This window comes from Hyphomonadaceae bacterium BL14 (genome assembly GCA_027627705.1).
Classification (GTDB): Bacteria; Pseudomonadota; Alphaproteobacteria; order Caulobacterales; family Maricaulaceae; genus Oceanicaulis.
Window position 1 is genome coordinate 2,923,420 of record CP091242.1, and the last position, 16,015, is coordinate 2,939,434.

Sequence of the window (16,015 nt, forward strand, 5' to 3'; positions counted from 1 at the left end):
CCCCCATGCGCATGCGCACCTTCACCGGAGACAGTCTCAGCGCCGTCATGGCCGAGGTGCGCCGTGAACTGGGGCCGGACGCGGTGATCATCACCTCGGGCGATGCGCCCGGCGGCGGGGTGGAAGTGCGCGCGGCGGCGGAACGCGGCACCATGGGAACCAAAGCCGAGGACAGCGTAACCGCTCTGGCACGCCGCGATGCCGAACGGACGCGCGAGCGCGGCGATGCCAGCGCCGGGCTGACGCGCATTGCCCGGGCTCTGAGCTGGCATCATGTCACGCCGGAGCCGGCTGAAGCGCTGATGAAGTCGGCCATGGCGATGCAGGACGGCGAAGCCACGGCGACGCTGGCGCGCGCCCTGGACCAGCGCTACGGCGTGCATCCGGTCGAGGCCGATCCGGGCCGCCCCATCCTGCTGGCGGGTGGCGCGGGTGCGGGCAAATCCTCCTGCGCCGCGCGGCTGGCGGCGCGGGCTGTGCGCCACGGTGTGCGGCCGGTTCTGATCAGCGCCGACGCCAGAGCGGGCGCGCGCGAGCAGCTGGCTGCCTACGCCAAGGCGCTGGAGCTGGAGTTTGAAGCGGTGGAAGGCCCGCGCGAACTGTCCGCCGTGCTGACCCGAGCGGCACCCCGGGCCGCGATCATTGACGCGCCTGGTATCAATCCTTTCGAGCTCGATGATCTCGATGACCTGGCCGATCTCGCCTACGCTGCCGACGCCGAGATCGTCGCGGTGATGGAGGCGGGACTGGCACCGGGCGACGCCGAGGACATCGCGGCCCTGTTCGCCGCCATCGGCGCGGGCCGAGCGATCATCACCAAGCTGGACGCCGCCCGCCGTCGCGGCGCGCTGCTGGCGCCGGGCGAGGCGGGTCTGGCCTACGCCCATGTGGCCGCGTCGCCTTTTATCGGATCAGGCTTGGCACCGGCCACGGCGCTGCGCCTGGCACGCGCGCTTTTGGAAGACGATGCTGGCGAGGAGGATCATTCATGACCACGCTGGCTGCCGAAGCGCATGACGCCGCCCGCGCGCCGCGCCGGGCCGGACCGGTGATCGCCATCGCCTCGGGCAAGGGCGGGGTGGGCAAGACCGCGCTGACGCTGGCGCTGGCGCGGGCGTTCTCCCAACGCAAGGCGCGCACGCTGGTGGTCGACGCGGATCTGGGCATGGCCAATATCGACGTGCAGCTGGGACTGAACCCGCCCGGTGACCTTGGCGCCGTGGTGGCCGGACGCCTGACGCTGGCCGAGGCGGTCGCCCCGGCCTGTGGCGGATCGCACAAGGCTGGCGGGTTTGATGTCATCGCCGGGCCGTCCGGGTCGGCCTCCCTGGCCGGGCTCGATATCGGTGCCGTGGGACGTCTGGCGGCGGGGCTGGCCGCGGCGTCCTTGGGCTATGACCGCACGCTGATCGATCTGGCTGCCGGTGCGGAGCGGGCCAATATCCGCCTCGCTGTCGCCGCCGATGATGTGCTGGTGGTCATCAATGACGAGCCCACATCGCTCACCGACGCCTATGCGTTTGTGAAAACCCTGCGCATGCGGGACGAGGGCGCGTCGCCCTTCGTGGTGGTCAACAACGCGCCCGACAAGGTGGCGGCGCAAGGTGCCTACGCCATGTTTGCCCGGACCTGCGAGAGCTTTCTGGGCTTCCGCCCGCTGCTGGCCGGGATCATCCGGCGTGATCCCCACGTGGCAAGCGCCATCCGTGCCCAGACCGCGCTGGACCAGCGCTTTCCCGGCACCGATGCGGCACGTGACGCCAGCGCTCTTGCGCGCGCGCTGGAGCGTGGCGTCGAGCCGGGATAGACTGACCCCTTAACCTTGAGGGGGCGTCATGATTCGCTGGGGATTCCTGCTGGTGCTCGCTGGTGTGCTGGCCGCGCCATGCATCACGCCACTTGCCGGCGCGCAGGCGCAGGAAGGCGAGGCCGGGTTCGAGGATCAGGCCGAGGCCTGCCTCGATTTCACCGCCTTCAGCTTCGACCTGTTCGAAGCAGGCGCGGTCCTGGCCGCCCCCGCGCTGGAAAACAGAGATGCCCGCGCCGATGCGGCCGTGTTCGCCGACGGGTCCGTGGTGGTCATTGCCGCCGATTTCTGCGTGCAGCCTGTCTTCAATGTGACGGCGCGTTTCCCGGCACCCCAGGGCCTGGCCGCAGCGCGTGACCGGCTGGCCTGGCTGTTTGGGGCAGTGGAGAGTGCGACCGGCTGCAATCCGGGCGGAGATGGTGCCGCCGCTGTGGATGCGGCATCGGCCCTTCTGGGCGCAGGCGGTGATATCGCCCCGTCCGATGCGCCCTTCCACGAAACCGATGATGGCGCGGTCTATCTGGCGGTGACGCTGGAGGGCGGGCAGGCGCTCGCCAGCCTCATTTGCGAAGATTATGCCGGCCAGATCACGGGCGCAGAGGAGTAGCTGATGGGCGCGGACCCGTTCACGCTGCTCCTGGCGGGCTTCACCTTTTTTGACGTGTCCTTCATCGCCATGGCCTCGATCGTCTCGGCGCTGGTGATGCGGCGCTGGAGCCAGATCACGGGCGCGGCGTTGCTGGCCTACAGCGTGGACGTGGTGCTGCGCTTCGCGCTGGAATACGCCAGCGCCGGGGACATGCCGGCCAATTTCGCGCTGCAGCTCGCCTTCACCCGCATGGACATGGCCGGGCTTGCCGCCACGCTGCGCCCGTTTTTGTATTTTGGCGCTATCGCCCTGCTGTTCGGACTGAAGCGGCGCTACACGCGGTAGCGCCGCTCACCCGTCCCGGTCAGGGCCGTGCGGCCACACCCTCGCGGCGCGGATCGGCGGCACCCTCCAGCGTGCCGTCCTCGAGCATGCGAATGATGTGGATGCCGGAGTTTTCGCCCCGCTCGCCGTCAATCTCGAAGCCGCGCTGGCGCAGCGCTTCGAGCATGTCCGCATCGAATCCGCGCTCGATATTGATCACATCGCCGCGCGCCACGACATTGGGCAGATCGGCTGCTTCCTGGGCGCTGAGGCCCCAATCGAGCATGCCAACCAGCGTCTTGGCGGTGTAGGCGATGATCGAATTGCCGCCCGGCGAGCCGGTGGCCAACACAAAACTCCCGTCCGCATCAAAAACAATGGTGGGCGACATGGACGAGCGTGGCCGCTTGCCCGCTTCCGGCGCGTTGGGATGCAGGCGTCCGGTCTCGTCCCGCGGAACGAACGCGAAATCGGTCAGCTGGTTGTTCAAAAGGAACCCGCCTTCGGTCATCCGGTTATTGCCGAAGCCCGATTCCACCGTGGTGGTCATGGAGACCACATTGCCGAATGTGTCGCGGATGACGAAATGGGTCGTGCCGCGATTGTCCGGCGTGGTGTCGGGCCCGGCCGGCTGCGCGCCCGGCGGCATGCCGTGGGAGATGGCCGGGATCGCCCGTTCCGGATCGATCAGGCCGCGGCGCGTGGCAAGATAGTCGCGGTCCAGAAGCCCCGCTACCGGCACGTCGGCGAAGTCGGCGTCGCCCACATACTGGTCCCGGTCGGCATAGGCCAGACGGCTCGCCTCTATGAACAGGTGCCAGCCCTCTGCCGTGTCAGGGCCGTGGGCGCTCATGTCGAAGCCTTCCAGGATGGTCATGATCGCCCCAACGGCAATGGCACCCGAGGAGGGCGGCGGCGCCGAGCAGACGAGATGGACGCGGTAAGGCGCGCACAACGCCTCGCGCCGCACCGGCTCGTACCCTGCGAGATCCTCCGGCGTGATCAGGCCGGGCAGGGGCTCTTCCGCGGCCGTGTCGATGATCTGCTGCGCGATCTCGCCAGTGTAGAAATTGCGCCAGTCCGCCGCCACAGCCGTCAGTGTGGCGGCATAGCCCGGATTGGTGAGCACATGGCCGGCCGGCCACGCATTGCCGTCCGGATCATAGAAGTAATCGCGCGACTGTTCGCGTCGGGCCAGAGAGGAGATTTGCCGCACGCGCTGGGCCAGAGATGACAGGCGCGGGGAGACTTCGAACCCGTCTGTCGCCAGCGTGATGCCGGCGTCGAATCCGTCCGACCAGTCCAGCCGTCCGTGATCGCCATGGGCCATGGCCAGCATGGCGATGGCGCCGGGCACGCCGGTGGAGCGCCCGCTCTGCCAGGCCTCAAGGAACCCGACCGGTTCGCCGTCCTCGTTCAGCCAATGGTTTTCCGTGACACTCGCCGGCGCGGTTTCGCGCCCGTCATAGACGATGGTTTCGCCTGTCTGTGCGTCATAGCGCACCATGAAGGCGCCCCCAGCGATGCCGGAGCTTTGCGGCTCGACCAGACCCAGCACGGCTTGAACCGCAATGGCCGCGTCCACTGCGTCGCCGCCGCGGCGCAGCGCTTCTAGGCCCGCTTCCACGGCGTCGGGATGGGCAGCGGCGACCATGGCGTCGACCGGCGCAGCTGCAGGCGCGGCGGCGGGGTCAGGCGCTTGCGCCGTTCCCGGTACGCTGCCGGGCCCGCTTGTGTTCGGGGCACCGCAGGCGGTCAGCCACAGAGCCGTGCCGGTAAGGGCGGCGAAGCGGGTCAGGTGACGCATGGAAAGTCCTTTCAACGCATTGGGAAGTCGGGTCTAGACGCCGGCGGCCTCGAAAGGCTCGGCAAGGTCTTTCAGGGTATCGATGATGCCCCGTGCCGCGCGCGGAACGGGGCGGGTCTCAGGAGACAGGATATAATATCCCCAGTCCAGCGCCGTCACACCGTCGGCCACCAGGCTGATCAGTTCGCCGCGCGCGACCGCGCCATCGGCCAGGCTGCGGCGCACCAGAGCGGCACCGCGCCCCGCAACGGCTGCGGCAACGACATGTTCCGGGCGCGCATAATGATCCCCGGCGGCCAGATCGGTCCGAGCCAGGCGCCGGCGCTCCAGCCATGTGCGCCAGTCGGGCTGCGCGGGATCGCGCCCCGGGCTCATATCGTGGATCAGGGGCAGGGCCGTCAGCGCCGCGCGCCAGTCTCCGCCAAAGGGTGCCAGCAGGTCCGGCGAGGCTGCTGGCGCCACGCTTTCGGTCATCACCCGGACGACCCGGTAGCCGGGCCAGGGGCCGGGCCCATAGCGGATATCCAGATCCAGCCGGAACCGGTCGAGGTCTTCGGGTGCCGGGTCGGCAATCAGGTCAATCTCCACACCGGTCAGGCGCGGCGCCAGCCATGAAGCGGCCAGAGCTCCCGGCGCGCCCAGACGCACGCGGGCGCTGACGCCGGATTCCTGGCGCAACAGGCGGCTGGCTTCAGAGAGACGGGCGAAGGCTTCGTTCAGCGCAGGGGCCGCCCCGGCGGCGCCCACGGTCAGCGACACGCCCCGGCCCTGACGTTCCAGCAAGCGCACTTTCAGGACATCTTCCAGGAGACGGATTTGCTGGGACACCGCGCCGGGCGTCACACCCAGCTCCCTCGCAGCTGCAGCAACACTGCCGCGCCGAGCGACCGCTTCAAACGCCCGCAGCGCATTCAGCGGCAGCAAGGGCTCGGCGGGCCGGGCACCCGGCTCAATGTTTAGCAAATCTGCCGGTCCCATCAGAGGGTCTTCCTTGCCTGCATGACGAATGTTCAGTTTTAACGGCGCTCACACTGGCCGGCAAGCGCAAGCCGTTCGGCGTTGCCTTACGCGGGGTCGGGTTTTTGGGAGAAAAGCTAAGCTATGCTGTGTTGACCCCATCCTGCTGAGGCAGTGTCGCGATTCTGCCACACCCGTCACAAAAGCGACGAAATCATTAACGCCAAGGGCTGGATTCTCCAGATCGACGGCACAATGTACGAACAACTTAGCAGCCGCACAAAGCGCCCCCTCGTCCAGCGGGAGCGCCGCGCGGCCTCATCCAGGGGAGCTCCTGACACCATGCGCATCAGACAATCCACGTTCTTCCTCGCGGGCGTTTCGCTCGCCGTCCTCGCTGCCGGCGCTGCCGCAGCGCAGGATGCAGCCCCGCGTGCATCAGGCGATGTCGTCATCGTCACCGGCACGCGCACCGAAGGGCGCACCGTCACCCAGTCGCTGGCCCCGGTCGATGTTATCTCCGCCGATGATCTCGGTGCCCACGGCACGACCGAGCTGAACCAGGCGCTGTCCTATTCGCTGCCGTCGTTCAACTTCCCGCTTCCGGCGATTTCCGACGGCACCGACTCGGTCCGCCCGGCCCAGCTGCGTGGCCTGGCACCGGACCAGACCCTCATGCTGGTCAATGGCAAGCGCCGCCATGTCAGCGCGCTTTTGAACCTCAATACGGTGGGACGCGGCGCAGCAGCGGTTGATCTGAACACCATCCCGACCTCGGCCATTGGCGCGGTGGAAGTGCTGCGTGACGGTGCGTCGGCACAATACGGCTCGGATGCCATCGCCGGCGTGATCAACGTGCGCCTGCGCGAAGCGCGTGAAGGTGGTGCGGTCACGGTGACCTATGGCGAGCACGCCACGGATGTCGACCTTCCACGTTCCAGCCGCAATGTGCGTGATGGCGAGACCCTGACCGTGTCCGGCTGGGCCGGGTTCGGACTGGGCGAGAATGGCTTCCTGACAGTGTCGGCCGAGTATCGCGACCGTCAGCGCACCAATCGCGCTGATGTTGACACGATCAATAACTACAATCTGATCGGTGGTGCGCCGGATCCGCGCGAGCTGACATTTGACCGCCTCAACTGGAATCACGGCAATGGTGATGTGCGCGATATCAGCGTGCTGGCCAATGCCGGCATCCCGCTGGGCAATGGGGCCGAGCTTTATGGCTTCGCCAGCTATCAGGACCGCGAGGCGCGCTCGTTCGGTTTCTATCGCCGGGCACGTGATGCACGCAATGTCGCGTCCATCTATCCCGATGGCTTCCTGCCGGAAATTCACCCCGACGTGACCGACCTGTCCGTCGGTGGTGGCGTGCGCGGTGATGCCGGCGCAGTGGCGTATGATTTCAGCGTTGTGCACGGCCGCAACACGGTTGATTTCAACATCCGCAACACGCTGAACCGCTCATTGGGCGCTGCCAGCCCGACCGAGTTTTTCGCCGGGCAGCTGCAGTTCACCCAGACCGTGGTCAATGCCGACTTCGTGCAGCCGGTGGTGATCGATGGCCTCGCCAGCCCGCTCAACGTCGCCTACGGCGTTGAATACCGCCGCGAGAATTTCGAGATCGGTGCCGGCGAGCCCGGCTCCTATTTCGGCGTTCCCGGACTGGCTGCCGGCAGCCAGGTGTTCCCGGGCTTCCAGCCTCAGAACGCAGTGGATGAAAGCCGCGATTCCTGGGGCGGCTATGTCGATCTCGAAGCCGACATCACTGATCGCCTGACGGTTTCGGGCGCGCTGCGCTACGAGAATTATTCCGACTTCGGTGATACGCTCAACGCCAAGATCGCGGGCCGCTTCGACTTCACCGACAACGTTGCGCTGCGCGGCTCGATCAGCACCGGCTTCCGCGCGCCGTCGCTGCACCAGAGCCACTACACCGCCACGTCCACGGTGTTCATCAACAACGTGGCCACAGAGACCGGCACGTTCGCGGTGGACAGCCCGATCGCCCGCGCACTGGGCTCGCAGGATCTGGAGCCGGAAACCTCGATCAACTATTCGCTGGGCGCAGTGTTCCAGAATGGCGGCTTTGTTCTGACCATTGACGGCTATCGCATCGAGATCGACGACCGCATCCTGCTGTCAGAGAACCTCAACCAGGCCAATGTGGTGGCGCTGCTTCCCGCTGGCGTCGGCGCGGCGCGCTTCTTCCTGAACGCGGCTGACTCGGTCACTACGGGTCTGGACATCGTCGCCAACTACTCGTGGGATGCCGGCAATATCGGCAGCTTCCGTGCCACCGCGGCCGCCAACTTCACCGACACCGAGCTCAGCAATATCCAGTCGACCGGTGTGCTGTCGGCTCTGACCCCGCCGCCGACCCTGTTTGCGAGGGTCAATATCGGGCGTCAGGAAACCGGCTCGCCGAGCGACAAATACATCTTCGGCCTCGACTGGAACCGGGAGAATCTGGGCGGCCTGATCCGCGCCACCCGTTTTGGTGATGTGCAGGTCCTGTCCAACAACCCGGCGCTGGACTGGACCATCGAGCCGCAATGGGTCGTGGATATCGAGGGCTCGGTTCAGCTGCTGGAAAACACGCGGTTCGCGCTCGGCGCCAACAATGTGTTCGACAGCTATCCCACCCAGAACCCGACCTTTAACGCGGCCACGGGCGCAACGCCGTTCATCTTCAATGCGTTCTCCCCCGCAGGCTTCAATGGCCGCTATGTCTATGGCCGCGTGAGCGTGTCCTGGTAATCGTATAGCGGTCCGCCTACCGGAACCGCGCCAGACGAACCGCCCCCGCCCGGACCCCGTCCGGGCGGGGGTTGTCTTTTGGGGCTGCCCGGCCCCGTGCGAACCGGGTAAGGGGCGGTCATGAGCGAACATCACCTCACCCGCCGCGCCCTGTTTGCGCGCACCCTGCCAATCATGGGCGCCAATGTGGCTGCGCCCCTGGTGGGCCTCATTGATCTGGCGGTCATCGGCAATACCGGCGAGACCGCCGCCATCGCGGCGGTGGCGCTCGGCACGCTTGTGTTCAACATGCTCTACTGGTCGCTGGGCTTCCTGCGCATGGGCGCGACGGCGCTGGCGGCGCAGGCAGATGGTGCAGGCCAGCCCGGTGCCGGGCGGGCAGTGCTCTACCGCGCGCTCATTCTCGCGGCCAGCTTCGGGGTAATCTTCATTCTGGCCCAATGGCCGCTGCGCGAAGCGGCGCTCGCCCTGTTCAGCGCCGGGCCGGACGTGGCCGCCGACTCGCGCGCCTATATCGATGCGCGCATCTGGGGTGCCCCTGCCGCTCTGGCGGGGTTCGCCATCTATGGCTGGCTGATCGGGCTGGGCCTGACCGGCCGGGCGCTGGTGCTGCAAATTGCGCTCAATCTCGCCAATGCGGGCCTGTCGCTCTGGTTCGTGTTCGGGCTGGACTGGGGTGTGGCAGGTGTGGCGGGGGCCAGCGCGCTGGCGCAATGGCTGCATCTGGGCCTGGCGGCGGTGGTGATCGCGGGCGTTTTGCGCGCGCGTGGCCGCGCGGCACCCGAGCGCGTGTTTGACCGGCAGGGTCTGATGCGCCTTTTTGCGGTCAATCGTGATCTGTTCGTGCGCACGCTGGCGCTGCTGGCGGGGTTCTACTGGTTCAACGAGGCCAGTCTGCGCGAGGGCGCCCATGTGCTGGCGGGCAATGCGATCCTCTTGCAATTCATCGCCATCAGCGCCTTCGTGCTGGACGCCTTCGCCCATGTGGCCGAGGCGGAAACCGGCCGCGCTGCCGGGGCCCGCGACTGGGAGCGGCTGAAACGCGCCTTCCGCCTGACCAGCGAGATGGCACTGGGCGGCGCGCTGTTGTTAACCGGAACATTTCTGGTGTTCGGGGAAGCGTTCATCCTGGCCATGACCACCGATCCGGCGGCGCGGGAAGCCGCGCTGGGCGCTCTGGTCTTCTGCGCGCTGGTGCCGCTCCTGGGCGCGCCCAGCTGGCAGCTGGACGGGCTGATGATCGGCACCACGCGCGGCACGCTGATGCGCAATGCCATGATCGCCGCTCTGGTGATCTATCTGGCGCTGGACCTGACCCTGCGCCCCGCCTTCGGCGTGACGGGGCTGTGGCTGGCGTTTCTGGGCTATTACATCGCGCGGGCGGGCACGCTGGCGGTGGGCCTGCCGGGGCTGAAGCGGGCGATGACAGACTCCTGATTTATCGCATTTTCGAACCGCGAAACCGGTGTCCACTTTCGCTGAAAATGCTTCTTTAGAGCCCGAACCGGCTCCACACTGCGCGCAGCTCCACCTGATCCAGCGCTGCGCCCATGACCCGTGACAGCACGCCGGCGCGCGCCGGGGCCAGCGGGCGGATGCGCACCTTGTCGCCGAAGCGGCGCTTCAGCTCGCTGCGCGCCTCGCCCAGGCCGTCGATCAGACCCACATCCAGCGCCTCGGCACCGGTATAGACCGAGCCGTCAAACAGCTCGGCCCCGTCTTTGAGTTTGTCGCCGCGCCGCGCTTTGACATGGTCGATAAACTGGGCGTGCATCGCCTCCATAAGGCGGGTGATCGTGGCGGCCTGCTCCTTGGTCTCCGGACCGAAGGGATCGGCCAGCAGCTTGGATTTGCCGGCAGTCTTCACCCGGCGCTCGACGCCCAGACGATCCATGGCACCGGTGAAACCGAAGCCGGCGCTGATCACGCCGATGGAGCCGACGATGGATGCTGGGTCGGCGAAAATCTCGTCGCCCGCGCAGGCGATCCAGTAACCGCCTGACGCCGCCACGTCCTCGCAGAACACCAGCACGGTCTTCTCTTTCTCCGCCGCCAGGGCGCGGATGCGATCATGGATCAGGCGCGATTGCACCGGGCTGCCGCCTGGCGAATTGACGCTGATCGCCACAGCGACCGAACTTGTGTCGGCAAAGGCCTTGTCCAGCAGCTTTTCCAGCCGGCTCAGGCACAGCGCCGTCGAATTGCGCCCGCCTGCTGCAATCATGCCCTCCAGCCGGATCAGGGGCACGCTGGGGGCGTCGGCCCCGATCAGCTTGCGCACGGCGCGGGTCGCGCGGTCGAATTCGGTGCGGATCACAGACATGGCGGCTCCAGTCGCAGGATGGGCCTCCAGACTTGGCGTGTTCAGCCCGCCAGTTCAAGGCGCGCGGCCCCGCGCAGCACTGCATCTGCCTTCGGCGTCCAGGCCCCGCTTCCATCTTCATGCAGCACCAGAGGTGCCATCAGCACCAGAGGTGCGCGTCCGCCGGCGCGCGCTTCGACCAGAACGCGCTTGGCCGGTGCTTCAGCCCGCGGGTGTACGGGCAGGACGACGGCGCTCGCCTTGCCCTGCAGTGCGCCCAGTGCCTCGCCCAGCCGGTCGGCCCGGTGGATAAAGACCAGTGTGCCGCCAGGTTTCAGGCGCTTGAGGGCCGTTGCGATCCAGTCTGACAGCGGCGCGGCGCTGATCCAGGCGGCTTGCTTGCCCGGTTTGGGCGCGCGCAACGATGCCGGGTCATCGAAATAGGGCGGATTGAAAAACACCGCATCCAGCGGCGCGTCGGGGCGCCAGGCCAGAGCATCCGCCTCGACAATGGTCACCTGGTCGGCCAGCGCGTTCGCCGCTGCGTTGCGCCGGGCGAGCTCAGCGGCCGCCGGGTCCAGCTCGACCCCGGTCAGCCGGGCGTCCTTGAAGGCATGAGCCACCGAGAGCAGCGCCGCACCGGGGCCGCAGCCGAACTCCGCCGCGTGTGCGCCCGGCTTCAGCGTCACGGCCGCAGCGAGCAGCATGGCATCGAGCCCGGCGCGATAGCCGTCAGCGGTCTGGGTGAGGGTCAGCTGACCGCCCAGAATGCGGTCTTGCGTCAGCGGCGCGGTCTGGCTCATTCGTCCGCAGGCATGGCCTCGGCCAGCGCGCGGCGCGCCTTGTCAGCCACATCCTCCGGCACCAGGAGCCGGCGGCGGATCCAGGGCAGGGCCCCGCCAAAGGTCGCGGCGGTGTGGGCGTCCAGCGTCACCGGCTCGATACCGGAATCGCGCAAGACTGCCTCGGCGAAATTCAGCTTCACCGGATCGTTGGTGGACAGCACCTCGATCATCATCGCACGTATCTCCCTGCTTGCCCGGCGGCGGGTGTGGCGCCAGAACCAGCCTGCGTCCCTGTCACGCAGTCCGGTCAGCTTGCCGGAGGCACCGCTGCTACCTATTCTGCAGGCGCAAATGATCTGACTGCAAGAGGCAAGGCGCGTGAACGGACTTCCCCTGCCGGACTTCGAGGCGGCGCCGGTAAATCCGGCGGTGCGCCTGGCGGCGCTGGCCAGCACCGATATGGCGGGCGTGGAAGCGCTCATCGCCGACCGGGCCTCCAGCGCCACGGCGGTGATCCCCGCTATTGCGCACCACCTGCTGGACGCAGGCGGCAAGCGTATCCGTCCCCTCATCACCGTCGCGACCGCGCGGATGCTGGGCTATGACGGGCGTGGCCACCTGCCGTTGGCGGCAGCGGTGGAGTTCATCCATTCGGCCACTCTGTTGCATGATGATGTGGTAGATGACAGTGATCTGCGGCGGGGCAAGCGGCCCGCCAACAAGGTCTGGGGCAATCCCCAGTCAGTGCTGGTGGGCGATTTCCTGTTCGCGCGCGCCTTCATGCTTATGGTGGATGCCGGCTCCATGGATGCGCTGCACGTATTGTCGCGCGCGGCGGCCGTGATCGCGGAAGGCGAAGTGCGCCAGCTGGCTGCCGCCCGCCAGGTCGCCACCACGCGCGCGGAATACATGGACATTATCGGTGCCAAGACCGCCGCCCTCTTTGCCGCCTCGGCCCAGGTCTCGCCGATCCTGGCTGGTGCGCCCAAAAAGCTCGAAGCGGCCATGGAGACCTATGGCCGCGAGCTGGGCCTGGCGTTCCAGCTGGTGGATGACGCGCTCGATTATGGCGGGCTCGCTGTGGAGCTCGGCAAGAATACCGGCGATGATTTCCGCGAAGGCAAGATCACCCTGCCTGTCGCGTTGGCACTGGAAGCGGGCGGTGAGGCCGAGCGCGGATTCTGGGTGCGCACCATGGCGGAGGGCCGCCAGACCCCCGACGATTTCGACCAGGCGGTCGCGATCCTCAAGCGCCATGGCGCACTGGACGCGACGCTGGAAGCCGCGCGCGGTCACGCCGCGCGGGCGGTTCAGGCGCTGGACGCCGCGCCAGACAATGTGTGGAGCCAGTCGCTGGCCGCACTCGCCGAGTTTGTCGTGGAGCGCGCCTATTAGGGCGGCTGCAAGACCTCATCCGCAATCAGCCCGCTGTGAATGGTCGCACCCATCCGCATTGATGAAGCGCTGCGTGCTCATCATCCCGGCGTGCGGACGGAGCAGCGGCTCTCCGGCTTCGGCGCGGGCCCGCACGTGATTCACGAAGCTCTGGGCATATTCAGCGAAGGTGTCGGTAGCGCGTCCTTCCGCGCTGGCGCGGGCGAAGACACGGTATCCGTCCCCGCCCCCGGCGGTGAAGGAGTTGGTCACCACCTTGTACTCTGCGTTTGGATTGATCGGCGTCCATTCGCCGGCGAGGCGTGAATTCACCTCAACCGCGCTGATGCGCGCTCCGGGTTCGGCCGACAGATTCACCGCAAAGCGCAAACCGGCGGCATACGGATAGGCCCCGCCGCCGCTGGCGCTGGCGGCCACCGCCTCTTCCAGCGTCTCGATGATCTCGGCACCCGACAGGGTCAGCACGTGCAGCGTGTTGGCGAACGGCAGGACGGTGAAGGCGTCGGCGATGGTCACCGGGCCCGCCGGGATGCTGGTGCGCACGCCGCCTGCATTCTGGATGGCGATGTCGGCGCTGCCTTCGCGCTCCAGAAATGCCTGTGCCACCAGAGCGGAGATATGGGCACCCTGCGCGTAGGTCTCCTCGCGTGAACACAGAGGCTCGGCGCGGCCCTCGCCGGGCAGACGCACCATGCACAGCGTCTCGGCGGCCTCGCCGATGACGGTGGTGCGCAAATCGGCCAGCCGGGCGGTGAAGCCCGCCAGCAGCGTCTCGCTCTCCAGGTTCGCCTCGACCGGATGCAGCGCCGGGTGTTGCTCCAGCGCGGCGCGCACCCGCGCGGCGTCCGCTTCGGACAGGGTAATGTCCGCCTCGTCCTGGCGAAGGGTGTAGCCACTGGCCGCGGCGGGAAACATCGGCGCGCCCGAGCAGGCGATCACGCGGCCGGCCGCGTCGAAGCTGACACGCAGCTCGCCCAGCACCTGCGCATTATCGAAGGCGTGGACGATGCACACCGGATCGCCGTCGGCATTGGTCTCCAGGGTGGGGTAGGGTCCCTCCGGCGTGAAACCCAGCGGTGCCAGGGCGTCGGGATCGCCAAGCAGGGTATGGGAATCGCCGCCCACAATGACGTCCACGCCCGACAGCGCACGTGCCAGCGTCAGGTCGTTTGTGTATTGCAGGTGGGTCAGCAGGATTATCTGCTCCACGCCTCCTGCGCGCAGCCGGTCGATCTCGATCTGCGCCGTCTCGGTCTCGTCAAGGAAGCGGGTATCGGGATCGGGCGAGGAGGAGATGCGCGTCTTCTCCGCGATTACCAGCCCGATCACGCCGATGCGCCGCCCGCCGCGCTCGAATATCATCGAAGGCTGGAGACGGCCCACCAGAGGCGAGGCGTCATGGGGCACAACATTGGCGCTCAGCACGGCGGTCCCGCAGTCGCCGCCGGCCAGGAAGTCGAGGAATTGCGCCAGGCCTGCATCACCATGGTCGAACTCGTGATTGCCCAGGGTGAAAGCGTCGAAACAGATGCGATTCATCATCGCCGCGTCCGCCCCGCCCTCGAACAGGGTGTAGTAAAGCGTGCCCGTGATGGCATCACCGGCGTGCAGGGTCAGGACCGGATCGCCCGCCGCAGCGCGCGCCTCGATCAGCGTGGTGAGAAGAGGAAAGCCGCCATAAGCCACTGGCAGACGCCCGTCCGCCGGCATCGCCTCAAGCGCCAGGCCGCTGACATCAAAGTCCAGCGTGCGCGGCTCGAGATGACTGTGGTGATCATTGATGTGCAGGATGGTCAGCGTGTATGGCTCGGCTTCTCCGGCGGCGGGGCCTTGTGCATCCGGCGCGCTGCATGCGGCGAGCCATAATCCGGCGGCGATGATCCCGAGCCTGATGCGCATGGCGGAGCGTCCCTCATCCTGTCTTGTCAGCGCCTCCTAACACAGGCCGGTCGGGCCGGGAACGCACGCGCTGGCGGATTTCTGTTTGCGCGGGCGTGCTGCACTGCCGCACAGTGGGATTTTCACGCCCGAGAGTCAGGTCAATGTCCTTATCCGTCGCCACTATCTCACCCGATCTCGATGCCACCCTCGCTCAGGTCTGGCGCTGGCATGATGCGGGGCTTGAGGGGATTGTGCGCACGCCTTTCCTGCGCGCCGACCGGATCGGCGAGGCGCTCGGGTGCGAGCTTTGGGTCAAGCTGGAGACGTTGCAGCACACCGGCTCCTTTAAAGAGCGCGGGGCATTGGCGCGGCTGATGAGCCTGACCACGCCAGAGCGCGAGGCCGGGGTTGTGGCGGCGTCGGCCGGCAATCATGCCCAGGGCGTCGCGCGGCATGCGGCCCGCCTGGGCGTCCGCGCCGTGATCGTGATGCCGCGCGGCACGCCTATTGTGAAAATCCAGAAGACCGAGGGCATGGGCGCCGAGGTGGTGATCGCCGGCGAGAGTTTTGACGAGGCCCAGGCGCGGGCCGGGCAGCTGGCCCAGCAGCAGGGCCTCACCCTGATCCATCCCTTCGATGATCCCTGGGTGATCGCCGGGCAAAGCACGATCGCGCGAGAAATGCTGGCTGAGCAAGGCGATCTGGACGTTATCATCGCGCCGGTCGGCGGAGGCGGCCTGTTGTCGGGGCTGGCGCTGGCGGCGCGTGCGGTCAGGCCGGATATCGAGATCATCGGTGTGCAGGCGGCGCTCTACCCCTCCATGGCCAACCGGCTGCAGGGCCTCGAGCGGCCGGTGGGCGGTAGCACATTGGCCGAGGGCATCGCGGTCAAGGCACCGGGCGGGATCACCGCGGCTGTGCTGTCGGCTCTGGCCGTTGACTTTGTCCTGGTTGGCGAACCGGCGCTGGAGCGTGCGCTCTATCTCTATCTGACTGAAATGAAGGTGCTGGCTGAAGGGGCTGGCGCGGCAGGCCTGGCCGGGGTGCTCGAACAGCCAGAACGGTTCGCCGGGCGCAAGGTCGCCACCGTGCTGTGCGGTGGCAATATCGACACGCGGCTTCTGTCCTCGATCCTGCTGCGGGGCCTGGTGCGGTCAGGCCGTATGGCGCGCCTGCGCATCGAGCTGATCGATGTGCCAGGCCAGCTGGTTAAGGTGTCGACGGTGATCGCGCAGGAGCAGGGCAATGTGATCGATGTGGCCTATCATCGCGTGTTCTCCGACCTGCCAGCCAAGGTCACCTATATCGACATCTCGGTGGAGGCCCATGATCGCGCCCATATGGAGCGCATTCTGACTGCCGTGAAAGGTGCCGGTTTCAAAGTGGAGATAGCGGCCTATTAGACTGG

General features: G+C 67.3%; 14 protein-coding genes. 8 read left to right on the forward strand and 6 right to left on the reverse strand.

Annotated features, from left to right (window positions below):
- Positions 1–5: 5 nt before the first annotated feature.
- From L2D00_14175 to L2D00_14190, 4 genes are read left to right on the forward strand one after another with little or no spacing between them, the layout of a single operon-like run.
- The gene (locus tag L2D00_14175; protein ID WBQ12979.1) at positions 6–992 is read left to right on the forward strand and encodes a hypothetical protein; all 987 of its coding nucleotides are present in this window, start codon (positions 6–8) and stop codon (positions 990–992) included.
- Positions 989–1,807, forward strand: a complete 819-nt coding sequence (locus L2D00_14180; protein WBQ12980.1) for an AAA family ATPase — start codon at positions 989–991, stop codon at positions 1,805–1,807. The genes L2D00_14175 and L2D00_14180 overlap by 4 nt, the downstream gene beginning before the upstream one ends.
- A gap of 28 nt (positions 1,808–1,835) precedes the next feature.
- A complete protein-coding gene (locus L2D00_14185; GenBank protein WBQ12981.1) occupies positions 1,836–2,414 on the forward strand; it encodes a hypothetical protein in 579 nt (192 codons plus the stop codon).
- 3 nt (positions 2,415–2,417) lie between these two features.
- Complete coding sequence (locus L2D00_14190) at positions 2,418–2,741, forward strand: hypothetical protein (protein ID WBQ12982.1); 324 nt, start codon at positions 2,418–2,420, stop codon at positions 2,739–2,741.
- A 19-nt stretch (positions 2,742–2,760) separates the two neighbouring features.
- Here L2D00_14190 and ggt read toward each other — a convergent pair whose 3' ends face one another.
- Positions 2,761–4,527, reverse strand: coding sequence for a gamma-glutamyltransferase (gene ggt / locus L2D00_14195; protein WBQ12983.1), 1,767 nt, complete (start codon positions 4,525–4,527; stop codon positions 2,761–2,763).
- Positions 4,528–4,560: 33 nt separating this feature from the next.
- Entirely contained in the window at positions 4,561–5,505 is a 945-nt protein-coding gene (locus L2D00_14200) for a LysR family transcriptional regulator (protein ID WBQ12984.1), read from the reverse strand.
- A 321-nt stretch (positions 5,506–5,826) separates the two neighbouring features.
- Here L2D00_14200 and L2D00_14205 point away from each other — a divergent pair, with 321 nt between their 5' ends.
- Together L2D00_14205 and L2D00_14210 are read left to right on the forward strand one after the other, a co-directional pair.
- Positions 5,827–8,244, forward strand: coding sequence for a TonB-dependent receptor (locus tag L2D00_14205; protein WBQ12985.1), 2,418 nt, complete (start codon positions 5,827–5,829; stop codon positions 8,242–8,244).
- A 120-nt stretch (positions 8,245–8,364) separates the two neighbouring features.
- On the forward strand, positions 8,365–9,681 hold the full coding sequence (locus L2D00_14210; GenBank protein ID WBQ12986.1) for an MATE family efflux transporter: 1,317 nt from the start codon (positions 8,365–8,367) through the stop codon (positions 9,679–9,681).
- 55 nt (positions 9,682–9,736) lie between these two features.
- Here L2D00_14210 and L2D00_14215 read toward each other — a convergent pair whose 3' ends face one another.
- From L2D00_14215 to L2D00_14225, 3 genes are read right to left on the reverse strand one after another with little or no spacing between them, the layout of a single operon-like run.
- Complete coding sequence (locus tag L2D00_14215; GenBank protein WBQ12987.1) at positions 9,737–10,567, reverse strand: S49 family peptidase; 831 nt, start codon at positions 10,565–10,567, stop codon at positions 9,737–9,739.
- A 41-nt stretch (positions 10,568–10,608) separates the two neighbouring features.
- On the reverse strand, positions 10,609–11,349 hold the full coding sequence (locus L2D00_14220) for a methyltransferase (GenBank protein WBQ12988.1): 741 nt from the start codon (positions 11,347–11,349) through the stop codon (positions 10,609–10,611).
- Positions 11,346–11,564: a DUF2007 domain-containing protein gene (locus L2D00_14225; GenBank protein ID WBQ12989.1), complete on the reverse strand. Its 219-nt coding sequence runs from the start codon at positions 11,562–11,564 to the stop codon at positions 11,346–11,348. The genes L2D00_14220 and L2D00_14225 overlap by 4 nt, the downstream gene beginning before the upstream one ends.
- Positions 11,565–11,709: 145 nt before the next feature.
- On the opposite strand from L2D00_14225, the gene L2D00_14230 reads away from it, so the two are divergent.
- The gene (locus L2D00_14230) at positions 11,710–12,726 is read left to right on the forward strand and encodes a polyprenyl synthetase family protein (GenBank protein ID WBQ12990.1); all 1,017 of its coding nucleotides are present in this window, start codon (positions 11,710–11,712) and stop codon (positions 12,724–12,726) included.
- A 15-nt stretch (positions 12,727–12,741) separates the two neighbouring features.
- Here the strand turns inward: L2D00_14230 and L2D00_14235 are convergent, their stop codons facing one another.
- Positions 12,742–14,625, reverse strand: coding sequence for a 5'-nucleotidase C-terminal domain-containing protein (locus L2D00_14235; protein WBQ12991.1), 1,884 nt, complete (start codon positions 14,623–14,625; stop codon positions 12,742–12,744).
- 143 nt (positions 14,626–14,768) lie between these two features.
- Here L2D00_14235 and L2D00_14240 point away from each other — a divergent pair, with 143 nt between their 5' ends.
- On the forward strand, positions 14,769–16,010 hold the full coding sequence (locus L2D00_14240) for a threonine ammonia-lyase (protein WBQ12992.1): 1,242 nt from the start codon (positions 14,769–14,771) through the stop codon (positions 16,008–16,010).
- The last annotated feature ends 5 nt before the right edge of the window (positions 16,011–16,015 follow it).